This is a genomic window from Pseudomonas sp. LBUM1666 (assembly GCF_059695775.1).
The window spans coordinates 3885302-3900892 of the sequence record NZ_CP166789.1; the positions used below are offsets into that span (position 1 = coordinate 3885302).

Annotated in this window: 16 protein-coding genes and 1 pseudogene; 7 read left to right on the plus strand and 10 right to left on the minus strand. The window is 57.3% G+C overall.

Translation table 11 applies throughout. The features are described from left to right. Entirely contained in the window at window positions 1-489 is a 489-nt protein-coding gene (locus tag ACA056_RS17805) for a DUF2878 domain-containing protein (RefSeq protein ID WP_497266554.1), read from the plus strand. A gap of 56 nt (window positions 490-545) precedes the next feature. Here ACA056_RS17805 and ACA056_RS17810 read toward each other — a convergent pair whose 3' ends face one another. Next, window positions 546-1082, minus strand: coding sequence for a DUF3833 domain-containing protein (locus tag ACA056_RS17810; RefSeq protein WP_348123559.1), 537 nt, complete (start codon window positions 1080-1082; stop codon window positions 546-548). A 10-nt stretch (window positions 1083-1092) separates the two neighbouring features. Continuing rightward, complete coding sequence (locus tag ACA056_RS17815; RefSeq protein ID WP_497266556.1) at window positions 1093-1650, minus strand: chalcone isomerase family protein; 558 nt, start codon at window positions 1648-1650, stop codon at window positions 1093-1095. A 495-nt stretch (window positions 1651-2145) separates the two neighbouring features. On the opposite strand from ACA056_RS17815, the gene ACA056_RS17820 reads away from it, so the two are divergent. Continuing rightward, window positions 2146-2700 (plus strand): YdeI/OmpD-associated family protein, encoded by a 555-nt coding sequence (locus tag ACA056_RS17820; RefSeq protein WP_497266353.1) that lies wholly within the window; start codon window positions 2146-2148, stop codon window positions 2698-2700. A 371-nt stretch (window positions 2701-3071) separates the two neighbouring features. Here the strand turns inward: ACA056_RS17820 and ACA056_RS17825 are convergent, their stop codons facing one another. Further along, complete coding sequence (locus ACA056_RS17825) at window positions 3072-3380, minus strand: hypothetical protein (RefSeq protein ID WP_497266351.1); 309 nt, start codon at window positions 3378-3380, stop codon at window positions 3072-3074. Window positions 3381-4237: 857 nt separating this feature from the next. Between ACA056_RS17825 and ACA056_RS17830 the strand changes: the two genes are divergently transcribed. From ACA056_RS17830 to ACA056_RS17845, 4 genes are all read left to right on the plus strand, one after another. After that, complete coding sequence (locus tag ACA056_RS17830; RefSeq protein WP_497266558.1) at window positions 4238-4444, plus strand: hypothetical protein; 207 nt, start codon at window positions 4238-4240, stop codon at window positions 4442-4444. Between the two features lie 88 nt (window positions 4445-4532). Beyond that, on the plus strand, window positions 4533-6041 hold the full coding sequence (gene pdxR, locus ACA056_RS17835; RefSeq protein ID WP_497266560.1) for a MocR-like pyridoxine biosynthesis transcription factor PdxR: 1509 nt from the start codon (window positions 4533-4535) through the stop codon (window positions 6039-6041). A gap of 112 nt (window positions 6042-6153) precedes the next feature. Continuing rightward, window positions 6154-7224: a sugar phosphate isomerase/epimerase family protein gene (locus ACA056_RS17840; protein WP_497266562.1), complete on the plus strand. Its 1071-nt coding sequence runs from the start codon at window positions 6154-6156 to the stop codon at window positions 7222-7224. A 39-nt stretch (window positions 7225-7263) separates the two neighbouring features. Further along, a complete protein-coding gene (locus ACA056_RS17845; RefSeq protein WP_497266564.1) occupies window positions 7264-8529 on the plus strand; it encodes an MFS transporter in 1266 nt (421 codons plus the stop codon). A 223-nt stretch (window positions 8530-8752) separates the two neighbouring features. Here ACA056_RS17845 and ACA056_RS17850 read toward each other — a convergent pair. The 7 genes and pseudogenes from ACA056_RS17850 to ACA056_RS17880 form a co-directional block, all read right to left on the minus strand. Next, window positions 8753-8857, minus strand: a pseudogene (locus ACA056_RS17850) (hypothetical protein); the annotation flags it as partial. Window positions 8858-9046: 189 nt separating this feature from the next. Next, window positions 9047-9544: an Lrp/AsnC family transcriptional regulator gene (locus tag ACA056_RS17855; RefSeq protein WP_497266566.1), complete on the minus strand. Its 498-nt coding sequence runs from the start codon at window positions 9542-9544 to the stop codon at window positions 9047-9049. Between the two features lie 21 nt (window positions 9545-9565). After that, on the minus strand, window positions 9566-10330 hold the full coding sequence (locus tag ACA056_RS17860) for an ABC transporter ATP-binding protein (protein ID WP_497266568.1): 765 nt from the start codon (window positions 10328-10330) through the stop codon (window positions 9566-9568). A gap of 30 nt (window positions 10331-10360) precedes the next feature. Then, complete coding sequence (locus tag ACA056_RS17865) at window positions 10361-11065, minus strand: ABC transporter permease (protein ID WP_497266570.1); 705 nt, start codon at window positions 11063-11065, stop codon at window positions 10361-10363. A 2-nt stretch (window positions 11066-11067) separates the two neighbouring features. Beyond that, window positions 11068-11754, minus strand: a complete 687-nt coding sequence (locus ACA056_RS17870; RefSeq protein ID WP_497266572.1) for an ABC transporter permease — start codon at window positions 11752-11754, stop codon at window positions 11068-11070. Between the two features lie 151 nt (window positions 11755-11905). Continuing rightward, entirely contained in the window at window positions 11906-13021 is a 1116-nt protein-coding gene (locus ACA056_RS17875) for a succinylglutamate desuccinylase/aspartoacylase family protein (protein WP_497266574.1), read from the minus strand. Window positions 13022-13081: 60 nt separating this feature from the next. Then, window positions 13082-13852 (minus strand): transporter substrate-binding domain-containing protein, encoded by a 771-nt coding sequence (locus ACA056_RS17880; protein WP_497266576.1) that lies wholly within the window; start codon window positions 13850-13852, stop codon window positions 13082-13084. Between the two features lie 263 nt (window positions 13853-14115). On the opposite strand from ACA056_RS17880, the gene ACA056_RS17885 reads away from it, so the two are divergent. Then, window positions 14116-15501: an aminotransferase-like domain-containing protein gene (locus tag ACA056_RS17885; protein WP_497266578.1), complete on the plus strand. Its 1386-nt coding sequence runs from the start codon at window positions 14116-14118 to the stop codon at window positions 15499-15501. The last annotated feature ends 90 nt before the right edge of the window (window positions 15502-15591 follow it).

Below are 15591 nucleotides of genomic sequence, written 5' to 3' on the forward strand. Positions count from 1 at the left end.
TTGAGCCGGGCCTGGTTGATCGGCAACGCGCTATGGATGCAGGCCGCCTGGTGGGCTTGCGTACTGAGCGAGCGGCATCCTTGGCTGCTACTCCCCGTGGTGGCAGGCCTGTTGGTGCATGTGGCTGCTTGCCCACGACCAGGCGACGAAGCAACCGCTCTGGCCTGTGTGGGGATGGCAGGCTGTTTACTGGATGCCAGCCTGGGTGCGCTGGGAGTCTTCGATTTTGCCCAGCAACCCCTTCCCCTGTGGCTTGCCTTGCTGTGGCTGGTACTGGCCAGTGGGCTTCGCCACAGCCTGGCGTGGGCCCGACGTCCCATCTGGTACGGGGCGCTACTGGGTCTGTGCGGTGGACCTCTGGCTTACATCGCCGGCGCAACGCTGGCCGGTGTAGGTTTGCCTTGGGGCACCCTTGGCACGGCCCTGCTGCTTGCGATGCTGTGGGCTGTATGGATGCCAATCATCCTGCGACTGGCTGCGTCCCGCTGATAAACAACAGCCTTTTGAATGCGTGAATATCGCCTGCTTTGCCGGTTATGGTGGGTTTACGGCAGCGACTCCGGCTGACGGCGGAAGAACAGGATCACTTGTCCCAACTCGACTCCAAGCTTGCTCATATTCGAGCGATTGATCATCGTGTCTTCGTCCATCAGGTACATCCAGTCGTCCAGATCCACTTCCCAATGCCTGCCGTCAACCGGCAGGTCAAGGCGATAGCGCCAGCGCAGCGCGTTGCCAGCGACCTCGCCGCTAGCCTCTCCGACTACGTCGTCCGCACGACCACGCCAACGCCCGGCGCCGGCCGGTTCCAGCGTCCAGACGCGCCGTTGACGCGTGCCATCGCTGTAGAGAAATCGCTCGTCGAGGATCAACTGCTGGCCCTCGACGCGGCTTTCGATCTGGACATGGAAGCGCTTGACCACCTCGCCCGAGCGATTCTGGAACAGGCCCCAAGCCTGTACCGGCCGAGAGAAGAACGCCACGAGATCCAGCGTCGGTCGCTCCTTTGCGTAGTGCTCCACGCCAACGTTGTTACAGCTGACCAGCAACAGGCTAACGAGCAGTACCAGTATTTGACGCATCTCAACCTCCTCACTCCGCCGGCCCGGCCATCCCCAGCAGTCGTTGACGCAGTTGCTTGTCCCGAGTGCGCGGATCAAGCCAGATATCGAAGAAGGCGCGGGCGAATGCAGAGTCGTCGACCCGCCGGCGCAGCTGACCGTCGACGAAGAACGTGCAGCCTTTGCCGGGATGGTAGACCCCGGTGATGCGCATTCCGGGCCGAACATCGACGAAGGCTTCACGCATTTCATTGGACCAGCGTTGGAGGGTGGACTCCTCTAGACGAGCCTCTGCCATGCGCTCCATTTCATTGAGGCTGACCTCCACCAGCGTGTCCCGGGAAAAGACACGGTGATAAGTCAGTTCGAGTGCAAAGGGCTGATCCCAGGTCAGCGGCAACCCAGAGCTCCACAACCGCGCGGTGTATAGACTCACGCCGAACCAGGTAAAGTCGCCGCTGCCCACCAGACGCCTATCGGGCAGCGCGGGATGCCAGTCCGCCCAGGCAGGTACGGCGAGTAACATCGCGAACAGCCAGCATATCGACAGACGATGTTCGAGAAAGCGTCTGGAATCAGCCACGTTCATCAACGTCTCGGCCTTTTTTAAAAATTCTATACAAGACTAGCTCAATGCATAGTTTTTACGCCATCAGTACAGAACGTGTACAATTTTTTACCCCCAAGGGAAGCGGTTGAGAACATAGGTGCCGTCGACAACCCACTGGAGGTCTCCAACTTTATGCGCTAGAGGCTTCTTTGATGATCATCTTTATTGGGTCGTTTTCAGCCGGTCACGACAGGCAGAAATCGGCCGAGGCTGTGTAAAAACGTTTTGGAGCTGGTTTGACGGTCAGAAGAAGAGCGAAAATCCCGTTCCTACGCAAATTTCAGCTCCGCTACTTCACCAAGTACGGGCAGATTTTACGTAGCAACGCGAGCTTAAAATCGGTGCCTGCGTTTTTACACAGCCTGGGCCATAAGCAGCCGCTGGACAGACTAGTGGCTAATAGGTAGCGTCGACCCTCTGCACTGAATCTTTCCCGTAGTTGAGTCGTCAGGCGTATTGGTTGGAGGAGTTGCAATGACAACAATCGATGTGAAATCCCGATTCGAAGCAAAGCTTCTCCGTCCGGCAAAGCCTGGTAATGATACGTCGTGGGCGTTTCTGGTACTGCCAGGAGACGCGAGTGAACAGCTTCCGAGGCGAGGAAGGACGACAGTTGAAGGCACAATCAATGCGCACCACTTCCAGGCAACCCTTGAGCCGGATGGTCAGCTGAGCCATTGGCTGCGGGTCAGCAGAGAGTTACTCGAAGCCGCAGGCGCGGCTGTTGGGGACATCGTTACGCTGGAGCTAGCCTCTGTGAAGAAGGAACCCGAGCCTGACATCCCGGCAGATTTTCAGGAGGCACTGGCAGCCACTCCTGAGGCTCGTAAAGTCTGGAACAATACGACGACCATCGCACGAGTAGACTGGATTCACTGGATTACTTCAGCCAAGCAACTCAAGACCCGCGCAAAACGAATCAGTGATGCCTGCGAAATGCTCGCATCCGGCAAGAAGCACGTTTGCTGTTTCGACCAGTCCGGTTACTACAGTAAGGCCTTCCGTGCGCCCGAGGCGGATAATTCTTAAATGGGGCATTAGATTCAAATCGTTCGGCTCGTTCACCGGGACCGACTAAGCTGGTCTTTTAGCTTGATTGTTATGAATGTCTGCAAAGGGTTGTGGATTTCGGTCAGTTACGACAGGCAGCAATCGGCTGTGGATTCAACCGGTCGGCGCAACACACCTAAATCCCGCTGTCTGCCGAAGACGTTCACGGCGCCGACGCCCTATTGCATCGGTCTCGCTGATCCCGTCTCGCACCACCCCGAATGCATGTAAGGTCAGGGTGCGCGGGCTGGCGACGTTGATTCCGTACGTTGCACTATCTGGCTAACGACGTTCAGGCCTCCCCGAGGGCTGCCCGCGTTGAGCGGGCATCGGAAATCATCCGAACTAATTCAGGCACCTGATTCAGGGTCACTCGCAGGCATCCCGCGAGCCTCCTTATCGTTTTCGTCCTGGTCGTTCATCTGTGGGTCGTTGTCTGGGTTATCGACGTGGCTGTTCGTACCAGCTTTTGGATGCTCACTCGATACCGAATTAGTAGCATCCACATCATCCATATCTGCATCGACAGGAGCTTCATCGTCGGTCGGTAATGGAACTTCGTACTGGTTCCAGCTCGGGTCGTGGCCAGTTTCGTTGTCCGTGGTGCGTGTTTCGCGTTGCTGCGATTTATTGCCTGGTGCGTTCTCGTTAATTTCCATGGTGGCTCTCCGACCTAATGTGCGTGATTTCCGTGCTTAAACATGAGAAGCGGTCGTGCGCTGCAAGTGCCTACCATTGGACAGACGGCGAACACAAAAAACCCGGCTTGCTGGCCGGGCTTTCTCTCCTATCGCATATCGTCTGATAGCGGTGTTATTTCATCTGCCTCTGGTGTAGTCCTCTCACCAGGTTCTTTCCAGTCTTCTGGGCGATCATCGCTGGGTTTTGTTAACGGATCGTATTTATTCGGATCGTCTGGATCTAGCGTCGGCTCATCTGAACCTGGCTCAGGCTTGGATGGAACAGAACCTTGTGTTTGGTCTCGAAAACTCGAATCGGAAGACATACCCACCTCACCAATGAGGTCCAGCTTTTCTGGGCCGTAATAGTTTGAAGTTGGCAGGTGAAAAGTGTGCGACTGAGCAGATGAGCGGGCAGCAAAAAGCCGTTTGGGGTTGCACGGAATTGCCCCCAACTGCATCACCACTGACCAGTCATTTGCATCGGACTTGACCAGCGCACATGGGAATGACGACCGGCAGAGAACGGCCAAGAGCAGTCATTTGGGGAATCATCTATGAAATCAAGGACGATTCGGTCGTGCGGTACGGCGACCCTTCGTCCGGTCACTAATCGTCGAGCAAAACCTGAGCGTTCTGTCGGGTGCATGAGTCTCCGTAGGAAACTACTGGGATACTCAGTTCACTATGCTCAAGAGCGTCAGTCCAATCTGACCCGTGCTGGGGTTGGCCCATTAAGTTCCTTTGTGTTGACCTGTCGATTGGATACTGATCTCGGCCAGTGCATCTGCGAGACTGTAAGTCGACTCATTTGTTGGCCTCCATGAGGAACACCGATGCCTTCAATTATCTTCTTCGCATGGGGTCTGGCGGCCAGCACAGTGATCGTGCATGCAATCGGTTTGGCCTGGTTGCTGATGGCATTGATAGTTGTGGTGATCGGTTCGGTCATGAAGAAGAGGCTCCGCGGATTTAACGGAAGCCGCTTTGACCGACACTGGAGGGAACGGCTTGTGCGCTGTATCAACACCTGCGGTGGATGACTTATCCAGTGCCTCTCGATACCCTTTCGCACCTCGGGTGCCTGACAGTGTTCCAGGTCAAACCACACCCCATCCAGACGAACAAATAATGAAATCCTCCGCAGGTTTGCTGTTATCAGGTATTGAGCTGGACCGTGCCAGCTCCATACCCTTGTACCGCCAACTCTACTTGCAAATTCGCAAACAGATTCTCAGTGGAAGAATTCAAGGAGGCGTGCGCCTGCCATCGACCCGGACGTTGAGCAAAGAGCTGGAGCTGTCGCGGATTACCATTCTCAATGCGTTCGATCAACTGATTGCCGAAGGTTTTCTGACGTCGCGTACAGGGGCCGGTACCTATGTCGGCAATGAGTGGGACAGCCGTGGTATTGCCGACGATCAGCGCCAGCGCCAGCCTCCTCGCCTGTCCAATCTGAGCCAGTCCATGCTGTCGCTGCGCAGCAATCATTTTCAGGGGGTTTCCTATGCCGACTGGGCCGCCGGGACCCCAACCTCATTCCTGCCCAGCCACAGCGCTTACGACGCGTTCCCGCAACCTGTCTGGAAGCGCTTGACGAGCCGCCACCTGCACAAGCCGACCAAGGCCATGCTCGGCTATGGCGAACTGCAAGGATTGTTGGCCCTGCGCAAGGCGATTGCTGAATACGTTTTTGATGCCCGTGGCATCGACTGCAGTGCCGAGCAGGTGGTCATCGTTTCCGGCGCCCAGCAAGCCTTTAACCTGCTGGGCATGCTTTTGCTCAATCCACAGGACAGCTTTTGGATGGAGGATCCGGGGCATATCGCGGCGCGAATCGCGTTCCAGGCTCAAGGTGGTCTGGTGGTCCCGTTGCGTATCGACGAACAGGGGATCGATATCCAGCAAGGCCTGGCTCAGTGCCCTGACGCCCGTCTGGTGTTTACCACGCCTTCTCGTCAGCATCCCTTGGGCGTCACCATGAGTTATGTGCGGCGCCAGGAACTCATCGACTGGGCCGCGCACAACCAAAGCTGGATCATCGAGGACGACTGCGACAGTGAATTTCGCTACAGCGGCCGCCCCCTGCCTGCACTCTATGCCATGGACCAATGGGCCCGGGTGATCTACGTCGGAACGTTCAGCAAAGTGCTCTTCCCCTCGCTACGACTGGGTTACGTGATACTGCCGCACGCCTTGATCGAACCCTTCTGCACCCTGCGGGCGGTCATGGATCGCAGCCCGCCCACACTGCTACAGGCCGTGACAGCAGACTTCATGCGCGAAGGCCACTTTCTCGGCCATATTCGTCGCATGCGTGCGCTGTACCAGACTCGCCAGCAAGCACTGGTCGAACAACTGCAGCAACGGCTGGGCGGTTTCTTCAAGATCACCCCGGTGGAGGCCGGCATGCACCTGATCGCCTGGCTGCCACCGCAGCTTGATGACGACGCCATCGCCAAGGAACTGGCCCGGCATAATATTCATACCTATGCCCTGAGCGACTACTGCCTTGAGCATGTCTTGCCACCTGCTCTGTTGATCGGTTTTGCCGGCACGCCTGAGGACCAGGCCGAGGAGCGCGTCGAAGCACTTGCCCAGGCCTTGAGCAAAATGGGCTATCTGCAGCAGGCCACTTGAAGTATGGCAAGTGGTCTTATGATTTAACTGATAATGGATCTATCGAGAGTTCCTGACTGGCGCGATAAAGGCTGCGCCGGTAGACCCGGCGTCTGAACCAGGAATGACTCGAATGAACAATAAGATCCAGGAACGATTCAATGCCTTGCTCAGCCACAAGGCTGCCCGGGCCGGAACACCTCCCATACTGACTGAAGCACTGGCCCGCCAGCTGCTCGACCGGCTGGGGCAGATGCGCTTGTTTGCTCATGCCTACCCCTTGCTGACCAACCTCACCCATGGCCGTGTCACGCCTGCCGACCTGCTGGACTTCGCTTATCGCCACGAACTGCAGGGTCTGAGCCTGCACTTGCTCGACGGCGAGGAAAACAGCCTGAGTCAAATGACACCCGCGCAACTTCAGGCGTTTGCTGACAAGGCCAATGCACTCGGACTAGATGTGCACCTGGAAATCAGCAGCACGCTGAAAAAAGATGTCGATCAAGTGATCGCCATTGCCAAGGCTCTGGGCACCCGCAACATCCGCGTTTACTCACGCTACGAGGGGACCCTGTCCCGGGTCATGGACATGATCGAGTCAGACCTGCATTACCTCGCGCAGCAGGCAGACGAGCACGACCTGTTCTTCGACTTCGAGCAGCATGAGGAACTCAAGAGCGCCGAGATCGCGCAACTGCTGAACCGGCTAAACCACCCACGGCTACATGCCTTGTTCGACTTCGGCAACATGATCAATGCCTGCGAACAGCCCCTGCCGGCGCTCCGAACCTTGGCGCCGCACATACGCCAGACCCACCTCAAGGGTGTGCGCATCGTCCCCGAGCAAAACGGCTTCGGCCATTACGGCGTGCTGCAGGGCTGTGACGAAGACGATCTACCCAACGCACGCATGTTGTTCGAACTGTTGATGCTCGGCGAATCAACCCCGCAAGTGATCGCGTTCATTCTTGAGCAGGAAAATCACTACGTTGCCCCGGCGTTCCGCCAGATTGACGAAGCCGCCGACCCGTTCATTGCGTACCGGGAAATGAGTGAAACAGCGCTGCCAGGCGGCTACTCGCTGGAGCGAATGTTGGCCGATGAACACCGTTGGGCGAACAACCAGGTCGCCTATGTACGAAGCCTACTGGCCGAGTTCCGAACCCTGGCCGAGTTGACCCTGGGCAACCGCGCTAACGCCTGAACCTGACGTTGCTTACCCAATTACGCCTGGAGAACAATAATGACAACTCGTGACAAGGCCAAATGGCTCAGATTCCTGATTCTCATCCTCGGTGGTGGCACCATCTACAAGTTGGCGAACCTCAAAGACGCCTTCTATATACCCATGCAAGAATTCATGGGGTTGACCCACACTGAAATTGGCCTGCTGCTGAGCGCCAACGCCATTATCGCCACCGCGCTGTTTGTCGTGGGCGGGCTGCTCGCCGATCGGTACGACACTCGCAAGCTGATCCCCATCGGCCTGATCGGAACCGGCGGCCTGGGGCTCTACCTGGCGACCTTTCCGCCTTTCAGCAATCTGCTGATTGTATTCAGCCTGCTGGCCGTCTGCGCCGATTGCATCTTTTGGCCCTCGTTGCTCAAAGCCATCCGCAATCTGGGTGATGACCAGGAACAGGGGCGCCTGTTCGGGCTTCTGGAAGGCGGGCGTGGCGTCATTGATACCCTGGTAGCCTTTTCTGCGCTGGGCGTCTTCGTCGCCATGGGATCCGGTGAAACCGGTCTGAAATCGGCAATCCTTTTCTACTCGGTCATCGACATTCTTGCCGGAACCCTGACCTGGTTCCTGCTCAAGGGCGGCAGCACGCAGTCGACTGCCAAGCCGAAGAACGGTTTGTCGAACCTGCTCGAGGCCATCAAGGTGCCGGGTATCTGGCTGGTCAGCCTCAACGTGTTCATGGTCTACATCGTGTACTGCGGCCTGACCTATTTCATTCCCTACCTCAAGGAAGTGTACGAACTGCCCGTAGCACTGGTGGGCGCTTATGGCATCATCAACCAGTACTTCCTCAAAATCCTGGGCGGGCCCGCCGGCGGCTTCATTGCCGACAAGCAGTTCAAGAGCTCCAGCCGCTATCTGAAATGGGCATTCCTGGCCTTACTGCCGCTGATGGGCGTCATTATGCTCATCCCGAAAAGCCCGAGTTTCATCTACGCGGGCATGGCGGCCACCCTCTCCTTCGCGCTGATTGTTTTTTCCATGCGCGGCGTGTTCTGGGCGCCCATGGGTGAAGTCGGCATTCCCCAGCACATCACAGGCTCAGCCTTTGGTATTGGTTGCCTGATCGGCTATGCGCCAGGCATGTTTGCTTACGTCATCTATGGCGCAATACTCGACCATTTCCCAGGCCAACAAGGCTACAACTACGTCTTCAGTTTAATGAGTCTGTTGGCCATTCTTGGTTTCATGGTGTCCAGCCTGCTGTATCAGGCTGTCCGGAATAACTCCACGACCACCGGCAAAGTTAGCGCAGCGCAAACCTGAACATCGCCCTGGTAACCTGAAACTGGCTGGTCTCCTGGAAAAGTTGCTGTATGAGCAGTGGATTCCACCATACAGTAACCCTTAATCACGTGAGTACAGACGATCGCGCGAATGTCGGCTGTGTGAAAACGTTTTAGAGCAGGTTCGATAGTCAGAACCGCAACGAAAATCACGTTCCTACGCAAATTTCAGGTCTGGCTGACCAACCAAACGCTGGCAGATTCACCGTGTACTCGGAGAAGGTCGAGGTACCCATGTAGTGGAATATGGGTTGGTCTTTGTAGGAAAAGCGGCTGGTGCCGTCAGGCATCAGGCCTTTGCCCTGCCACAACTTCGATAATTTGCAGGGGCTGGTTAGCAGCGAAGGTTATGGCAGCTCGCAGGCGCGAGATTGAGAAAAGCAATCGCCTGACAGCCTGACAGACGATATCAGAACGTTGCAATACCGATCCCTGGTTTGCTCCACCGCGAAGTTGCACCAGGCTTCAAGCTGCGCTATCGATACCAAGGTACTGATCTAAAGGTGGTTTGTTGCACTGGTTTTGACAATCGCCAGTTCAGGGTGAGCAACAAGTTTATCAATATGCAATTGGTCGTTGTTCAACCAAGTCTCTGTCACAACACGGTAGTGTTCCATATCCTTGCAACGCATACGCAGACTGTAGTCGAACGGCCCCGTGATCAATTGGCAATCGAGCACTTGCGCACACGTTTTTACGGTGTTTTCGAACGCTTTCTGGGCGGTGCGCCCGCTTTGATTGGACAACGCCACCAGCACCAGCAACGATAACCCTGGCGAGACCGCCTGCATATTGATGATCGCGCTGTAGCCCCGAATAAACCCTTGCCGCTCAAGCTTGCGTACTCTCTCCAAGCAAGGTCTGGGCGTCAGATGCACTAAGGTTGATAGCTTTTCATTGGTGATCCGGCCGTCATGGCGTAACACCTCTAAAATGGCTTGGTCGATACGATCCAGCGCAGGGGGGACAAGCGGATTTCTTTCTTTGGTGTTCATCTTGGATTCTTGCTCACTGGCTTACTTCAGAGCACCGCAGAGAAATTGGCGCAGGCGTTCGCTTTTGGTCTGGCTGAAAACCTGCTGAGGAGTACCTTGCTCCTCTATATGGCCGTTGTGCAGGAAAATCACCTGAGTCGATACCTCACGGGCAAAGGCCATCTCATGGGTCACTACAATCATGGTGCGGCCTTCGGCGGCCAGGCCCTGCATCACCTTGAGCACCTCGCCGACCAGTTCCGGGTCGAGGGCTGAAGTCGGCTCGTCGAACAGCAAAACGTCCGGCTCCATGGCCAGCGCGCGAGCAATTGCCACCCGCTGCTGCTGGCCGCCGGACAAGTGCGCCGGATAAACATTGGCGAACTCACCGAGCCCCACCTGCTGCAGATACTTCTGACCACGGTTCAATGCTGCGGCGCGACTCAGGCCAAGCACATGAATGGGCGCCTCGATAACGTTCTCAAGTACGGTCAGGTGCGACCACAGGTTGAAGTGTTGAAACACCATGGCCAGCCTGGTGCGCATGCGCTGCAGCTGCTTGTGATCGAGGACCTGCAATTCTCCATGGCGATCCGTGCCCAGGCGAATGTCTTCGCTGCCCAGGCGGATCGCCCCGGCATTGGGTTTTTCCAGGAAGTTGATGCAACGCAGGAAGGTGCTTTTACCCGAACCCGAGGAGCCGATGATGCTGATCACATCGCCCTTTTGCGCAGTCAGCGAAACACCCTTGAGTACCTCCTTGTTGCCGTATTGCTTGTGAATATTTTCTACGACGAGGGTTGTCATTGTTATTCCTCTTGAACGGTATAGGACGACTCAATTTGCCGTGCGTGGCGCCAAATAAGCCAGGTATCGCACTTCCAGTAACCTGAAGAGGCCTACCAGAGCGAAGGTCATGACCATGTAAACCAGGCCGATAAAGAGAAACGCCTCGAACGGGGCGTAGTAGTCCGAGTAGACACTGCGGCCTGCCCCGGTAAGGTCCATGAGGGTTACCGCACTGGCGATGGATGACCCCTGCAGCATCAAAATCACTTCATTGCTGTAGGACGGGATGGCACGCCGCAAGGCCGACGGCAGGATTATCCGACACAGCAGTGTCACAGGACTCATCCCGTAGGCACGCGCGGCCTCGATCTCACCCTGTGGAATGTTGCGCATGGAACCGGCAAAAATTTCAGTGGTGTAAGCGCAGGTATTCAGCGCAAAGGCAATCAAGGCACACCAGTAAGGCTCGCGCAGGTAGGGCCAGAACAGGCTGTTACGTACCCATTCGAACTGTGACAAACCGTAATACAGCACCAGCAATTGCAGCAGCATCGGCGTACCGCGGAAAAAGTAGGTGTAGGCCTGGACTGACTGACTCAACCAGCGATTACGCGACACTCGCAGGCGCGCCAATGGCATGGCCAACAGAAGGCCGATCAACAAGGAGCAGCCGGTGAGTTTGAGGGTCATGAGCAAACCGGCAAAAAACAGTGGCAAGTTGTCGAGGATGATCTGAGGTTGCAGGTCGATCATGATCAAATCTCCGCGTGCCGAACGCCAAGGGAATAACGTTTGCTCAAGGTGCCGAGAGCATATTGAGAGCAGGCCGTCAGGGTCAGGTAGAGCAGGCATACCAGCATGTAGAACAGGAACGGTTGACGAGTCGCCCGACCCGCCTGATCAGCCATCCAGGTCATGTCCTGCAGACCGATCATGGTCACGATCGCGGTGCTCTTGAGCAGCACCAGCCAGTTATTGCTCAGGCCGGGCAGAGCGAAGCGCATCATTTGGGGGAACAGCACACGGCGAAACACTTGGCCGCGGCTCATGCCATAGGCAACCCCTGCTTCCAGCTGGCCTGCCGGCACAGCAAGAAAGGCACCACGAAAGGTTTCGGAAAAGTACGCACCGTAAATCAGTGCCAAGGTAATGACTCCGGCAACATAGGGATCGATATCCCATTGCGCCAAACCGTAAGCCTCGGTGAAGACGTTGCAGAAAATCTGCATCCCGTAGAACAGCAGTAGCATGGCCACCAGGTCTGGCACGCCCCGCATGATGGTTGTGTACAGATGCGCCGGCCAGCGCAGCCAGGCGAACGGCGAGAGCTTGAGACAGGCACCCGTCAGCCCCAGCAAAATGGCTAGCAGCAACGCCAACAGCGCCACCTCAAGGGTAGTCAGCACGCCAGCGAGAATCGCCGGGAGGTATCCGTTAAACATGGTTCCTCCGGGGCGTGCTGACGTGCAAGTCTTCGCCAGTGCGGGTGTCCGCCAGCATGTGTTTGCCGATCAGTACCAACGGGAAACGTAATTTCATGGTCATCTTATTGTTATTCCTGTTACCTGCCCTGCTTGACCGGGGGATGAATCCTTAGGCACCAAGCAAACATCCATTACGCAGCGGCACTTGCCCTGCGACGAAGGTCAGCTCGGTATTGGCTTCCGTGAAACGCTCAAGCACCCGCGCGTAAAACACGCCGCAAGTGTTGCTGGTGAGGGGGCTGACCCGATCAGTCAGCGGATCGATAACATCGGCCAAAACGGTGCCCGGCTCGACCCAGCTGCCGATCGGTACACGGTAAGCCACCACACCTGAGTGCGGTGCATTCAGCACCTCGACCCCAGCCAGCGGCGTCGGCTCGTGCACTGGCGGCGGCACCACCGGCTGCGCATCGGCGATCAGACCGAGGTGACCGAGGTAGGCGAGCAGCGCCTCGGCATCGGCCTGAGCCAGTTCATGACTGACATCATTGGTGCCGCGCAACTCGACCGTGGCGGCGAAGGTGGCCATGGGAATCGGCTGCTGCGCAAAGGCCTGACGCAGGTCATACCAGGCAGCGGTGAAGGTTTCGTCGAAGGAACTGCCGCCCTGCTTCAGGGCATGCAGAGTCGCATGCGCGCCGGTCAGGCCCGCCAGCACGCGGGCTTCGGCCTGCTGCTCGCTGTGCACATAGAGATGCACCATGGCCTCGCTGTCGCAATGCAAATCGAGCACGCAGTCGGCATCGCAGGCCAGCCGCAGCAGGGTCAGGCGCATCGACTCAAGCTCGGTGCGGGGCTGCAACGCTTGCAGGCTGCTGCGCATGCACTGGCGAATCAGTGCCACGTTGGCGTCGACATCCGTTCCTAACTCGTCGGCCACCTGCTCACGCACCAGTTCGGCTAGGTCAAGGTAGTGACGATTGAAGTTTTCCCGGCTGGACAACTCGAAACGCCCCAACTGGCGGCCGAATACGTAGTTGCTCAGACCAATCGGGTTGGCGATCGGTACCAGCACCACTTCACCGGTTAGTCGGCCAGCGGCCTCGAGTTCCAGCAGCCGCAGTTTCAGGTGATGCAGCACCAGCATGCCGGGGTGTTCGTCGGCATGCAGGCCAGCCTGCAGGTAAGCCTTGGGCCCCTGCCCTTGCGGGCCGAAGTGCAGGCTGATGATTTCGCGCGGGCTGCCCACGGTTTGCACTACAAGCGCATGTTGCTGCTGTTGCATGGGGATATCCAAATTGAAAGATCAACCTGGCGCGGCGAAACCGACACCAGTGAGAGGGCATCAGTCGTACTGGTTGTACGGGAAGTACTTATCGTTTATCTGCTTGTAGGTGCCATTGGCGAGAATGGTCTTGAGCGCCTGATTGAATTGCCCAAGCAGGGCCGGATCACCCTTGCGCATGGCAATCCCGGAGCCTGTGCCAAAGTACTTGGGATCATTGAATTTCTCGCCAAAGGCATGGTAGGCGCCCAGGTTCGGATCTTTCTGCGTGTCGTAGATAATCCCGACTTCCAGCACCACGGCGTCCACCCGCCCGGCGTTCAGATCCATCAGCGCCGTCTGCGTATCCGGGTAGCGCTGTACCCGGATGCCGGCCTTCTCGTAGTAATCCTTGGCGAAGTTCTCCTGAATCGAGCCTTTTTGCACGGCGATGACCTTGCCCTGCAGGGCCGCCGGGCTGCTGTCGGTCAGACTCTTGCTGCCGAACAGCATGGAGTAGCCGCCCTCATACTTGTCCGAGAATGCGACCTTTTTCTCGCGCTCCGGGGTAATCGCCATGGAGGAGACAATGGTGTCGTACTTCTTCGCCATCAGCCCGGGAATGATGCCGTCCCAGTCCTGTTTGATCAGTTTGCACTGGACTTTCATCTCCGCGCACAGGGCGTTGGAGATGTCGACATCGAAGCCACCGAGACTGCCATCCGGATTGACGAAATTGTACGGAGGATAGGCCCCTTCAATGGCAATCCGAACGATTGGAGTTTCTGCCTGGGCAAAACTGCAACTGGCAAAGATGAAAGAGCCGATGAGTATTCTTGTTATTGTGCGCATCTGGGGTGTTCCTCTGATGAGTGCTGGTAACGCCCCTCCACGTTATCCCTTCTGCGTTCAGGCTCCATACACAGCAGCCCCTAAATGGACCGCACCTGTATCAGTTGAAAAACCTGTACAGGGGGCGACAAAACATCGGGGCACGACCGCCCTGCACAGGCAGGTAGCCCCCTGGCGACTGCACCGGCAAACTTCCTTTCCAGGGCCAGCGCTCCTAAAATGGCAGCCATTGCCCCTCAGCCCGCGGATGCCTCCCCCTGCCAATGGAACCTGCTCGTAAAACCTCACTCATCGGTCAACTGGTAGAGCACTTTTCCCAGCGCATCGAACACGGCCAACTGGCCCAAGGCACTCGCCTGCCGTCTATCCGTTCCGCAGCCAAGGAGTTCGATGTCAGCACCTTCACCGTGGTTCAGGCATACGACCGTCTGGTTGCTTTGGGCTATGTCGAGGCGCGCAAAGGCGATGGTTTCTTTGTCGCGCAAACTACCCTTAGCATCGAGCAGCAGCGCATCACAGCGCCGCTCAGCGATGTTTACTGGCTGCTGGATGACGCCTTTCACCCAGATGCGGATGCCCTGCAACCAGGCAGTGGCGGTCTGCCGCACACCTGGCTGGATGAGCCAGGCCTGCACTTGGCGATGCGCGCCCTGGGCCGCTCCAGCGGGCTGATTACCGAGTATGGTGAATCCCGTGGCGACCATGGTTTGCGCAGCTGGATCCAGCGCTACCTGAGTGATCGCGGCGTTCCCGCGCACATAGACCATATCGTGCTCACCAACGGTGCCAGCCAGGCGCTCAATCTGGTGGTCCGCGCCCTGCTGCAACCCGGAGACTGCGTGCTGGTGGATGACCCCGGCTACATCAATCTGCTGGCCAACCTGCGCGATCACAAGATCAAAGCCATCGGTGTACCCTGGACACCGCAGGGGCCGGATGTGGAAAAACTCGACGAGCTACTGACGCTGCATCAACCCAAGGCATTCTTCACAAATCCCTGGCTGCAGAACCCGACCGGGGCCAGTTACAGCCCGGCCGTGGCGCATCGTGTGCTGCAACTGGCCGACACCCATGACTGCTGGATCGTCGAGGACGATGTGTCCGGTCAGTTGGTCGGCGACAATCAGGCACCGCTAGCGGCCCTGGACAATCTGCAGCGGGTTATCCACATCGGCAGCTTCTCCAAGACTCTGGCAGCCTCGCTACGCGTCGGTTTCATCACTGCGGAACCGGCGGTGGCCGAAGCCCTGCTGCATTACAAGATGACCACCGGGCTGTACAGTTCGCAACTGAGTGAACAATTAGCACTGCAGATGCTCAACGACGGTACCCAGCGCAAACGCTGCCAGAAGTTGAGCGCTCGGCTGCTCAACGCGCAATTGTCCGCACGACAGCAACTGCAACAACTCGGCTGGCAATGCTGGGCGCCCGCCGCCCCCACTCCTTATCTGTGGATCGGCAGTAGCAAGGCCGATTTTGATCCAGTGGCTCTGACGCGTGCCGGACTCAAACAGAACATCCTGCTGTCACCCGGCTGTATCTTCCGCCCTTCCCTACAAGCCACGCCTTGGCTGCGTTTCAACGTGGCTTTCGGCGAGAACCCATCTGTCTGGAGCTTTCTCGCCGAGGCCCATCAGAACCAGGCATGATCCAAGGTCAGAGTCGAGTGCCTGCGCAAGTACTGCTGGGGCGTTCGACAAGCAAGGTTTTCAGGTATTCGTCTCGCTCATGCGCAGTTG

Coding starts and splice junctions, on each gene's coding strand:
- ACA056_RS17810 (WP_348123559.1), bottom strand. CDS start 1,082: ATGCGTCAAATACTGGTACTGCTCGTTAGCCTGTTGCTGGTCAGCTGT.
- ACA056_RS17815 (WP_497266556.1), bottom strand. CDS start 1,650: ATGAACGTGGCTGATTCCAGACGCTTTCTCGAACATCGTCTGTCGATA.
- ACA056_RS17820 (WP_497266353.1), top strand. CDS start 2,146: ATGACAACAATCGATGTGAAATCCCGATTCGAAGCAAAGCTTCTCCGT.
- ACA056_RS17825 (WP_497266351.1), bottom strand. CDS start 3,380: ATGGAAATTAACGAGAACGCACCAGGCAATAAATCGCAGCAACGCGAA.
- ACA056_RS17830 (WP_497266558.1), top strand. CDS start 4,238: ATGCCTTCAATTATCTTCTTCGCATGGGGTCTGGCGGCCAGCACAGTG.
- pdxR (WP_497266560.1), top strand. CDS start 4,533: ATGAAATCCTCCGCAGGTTTGCTGTTATCAGGTATTGAGCTGGACCGT.
- ACA056_RS17840 (WP_497266562.1), top strand. CDS start 6,154: ATGAACAATAAGATCCAGGAACGATTCAATGCCTTGCTCAGCCACAAG.
- ACA056_RS17845 (WP_497266564.1), top strand. CDS start 7,264: ATGACAACTCGTGACAAGGCCAAATGGCTCAGATTCCTGATTCTCATC.
- ACA056_RS17855 (WP_497266566.1), bottom strand. CDS start 9,544: ATGAACACCAAAGAAAGAAATCCGCTTGTCCCCCCTGCGCTGGATCGT.
- ACA056_RS17860 (WP_497266568.1), bottom strand. CDS start 10,330: ATGACAACCCTCGTCGTAGAAAATATTCACAAGCAATACGGCAACAAG.
- ACA056_RS17865 (WP_497266570.1), bottom strand. CDS start 11,065: ATGATCGACCTGCAACCTCAGATCATCCTCGACAACTTGCCACTGTTT.
- ACA056_RS17870 (WP_497266572.1), bottom strand. CDS start 11,754: ATGTTTAACGGATACCTCCCGGCGATTCTCGCTGGCGTGCTGACTACC.
- ACA056_RS17875 (WP_497266574.1), bottom strand. CDS start 13,021: ATGCAACAGCAGCAACATGCGCTTGTAGTGCAAACCGTGGGCAGCCCG.
- ACA056_RS17880 (WP_497266576.1), bottom strand. CDS start 13,852: ATGCGCACAATAACAAGAATACTCATCGGCTCTTTCATCTTTGCCAGT.
- ACA056_RS17885 (WP_497266578.1), top strand. CDS start 14,116: ATGGAACCTGCTCGTAAAACCTCACTCATCGGTCAACTGGTAGAGCAC.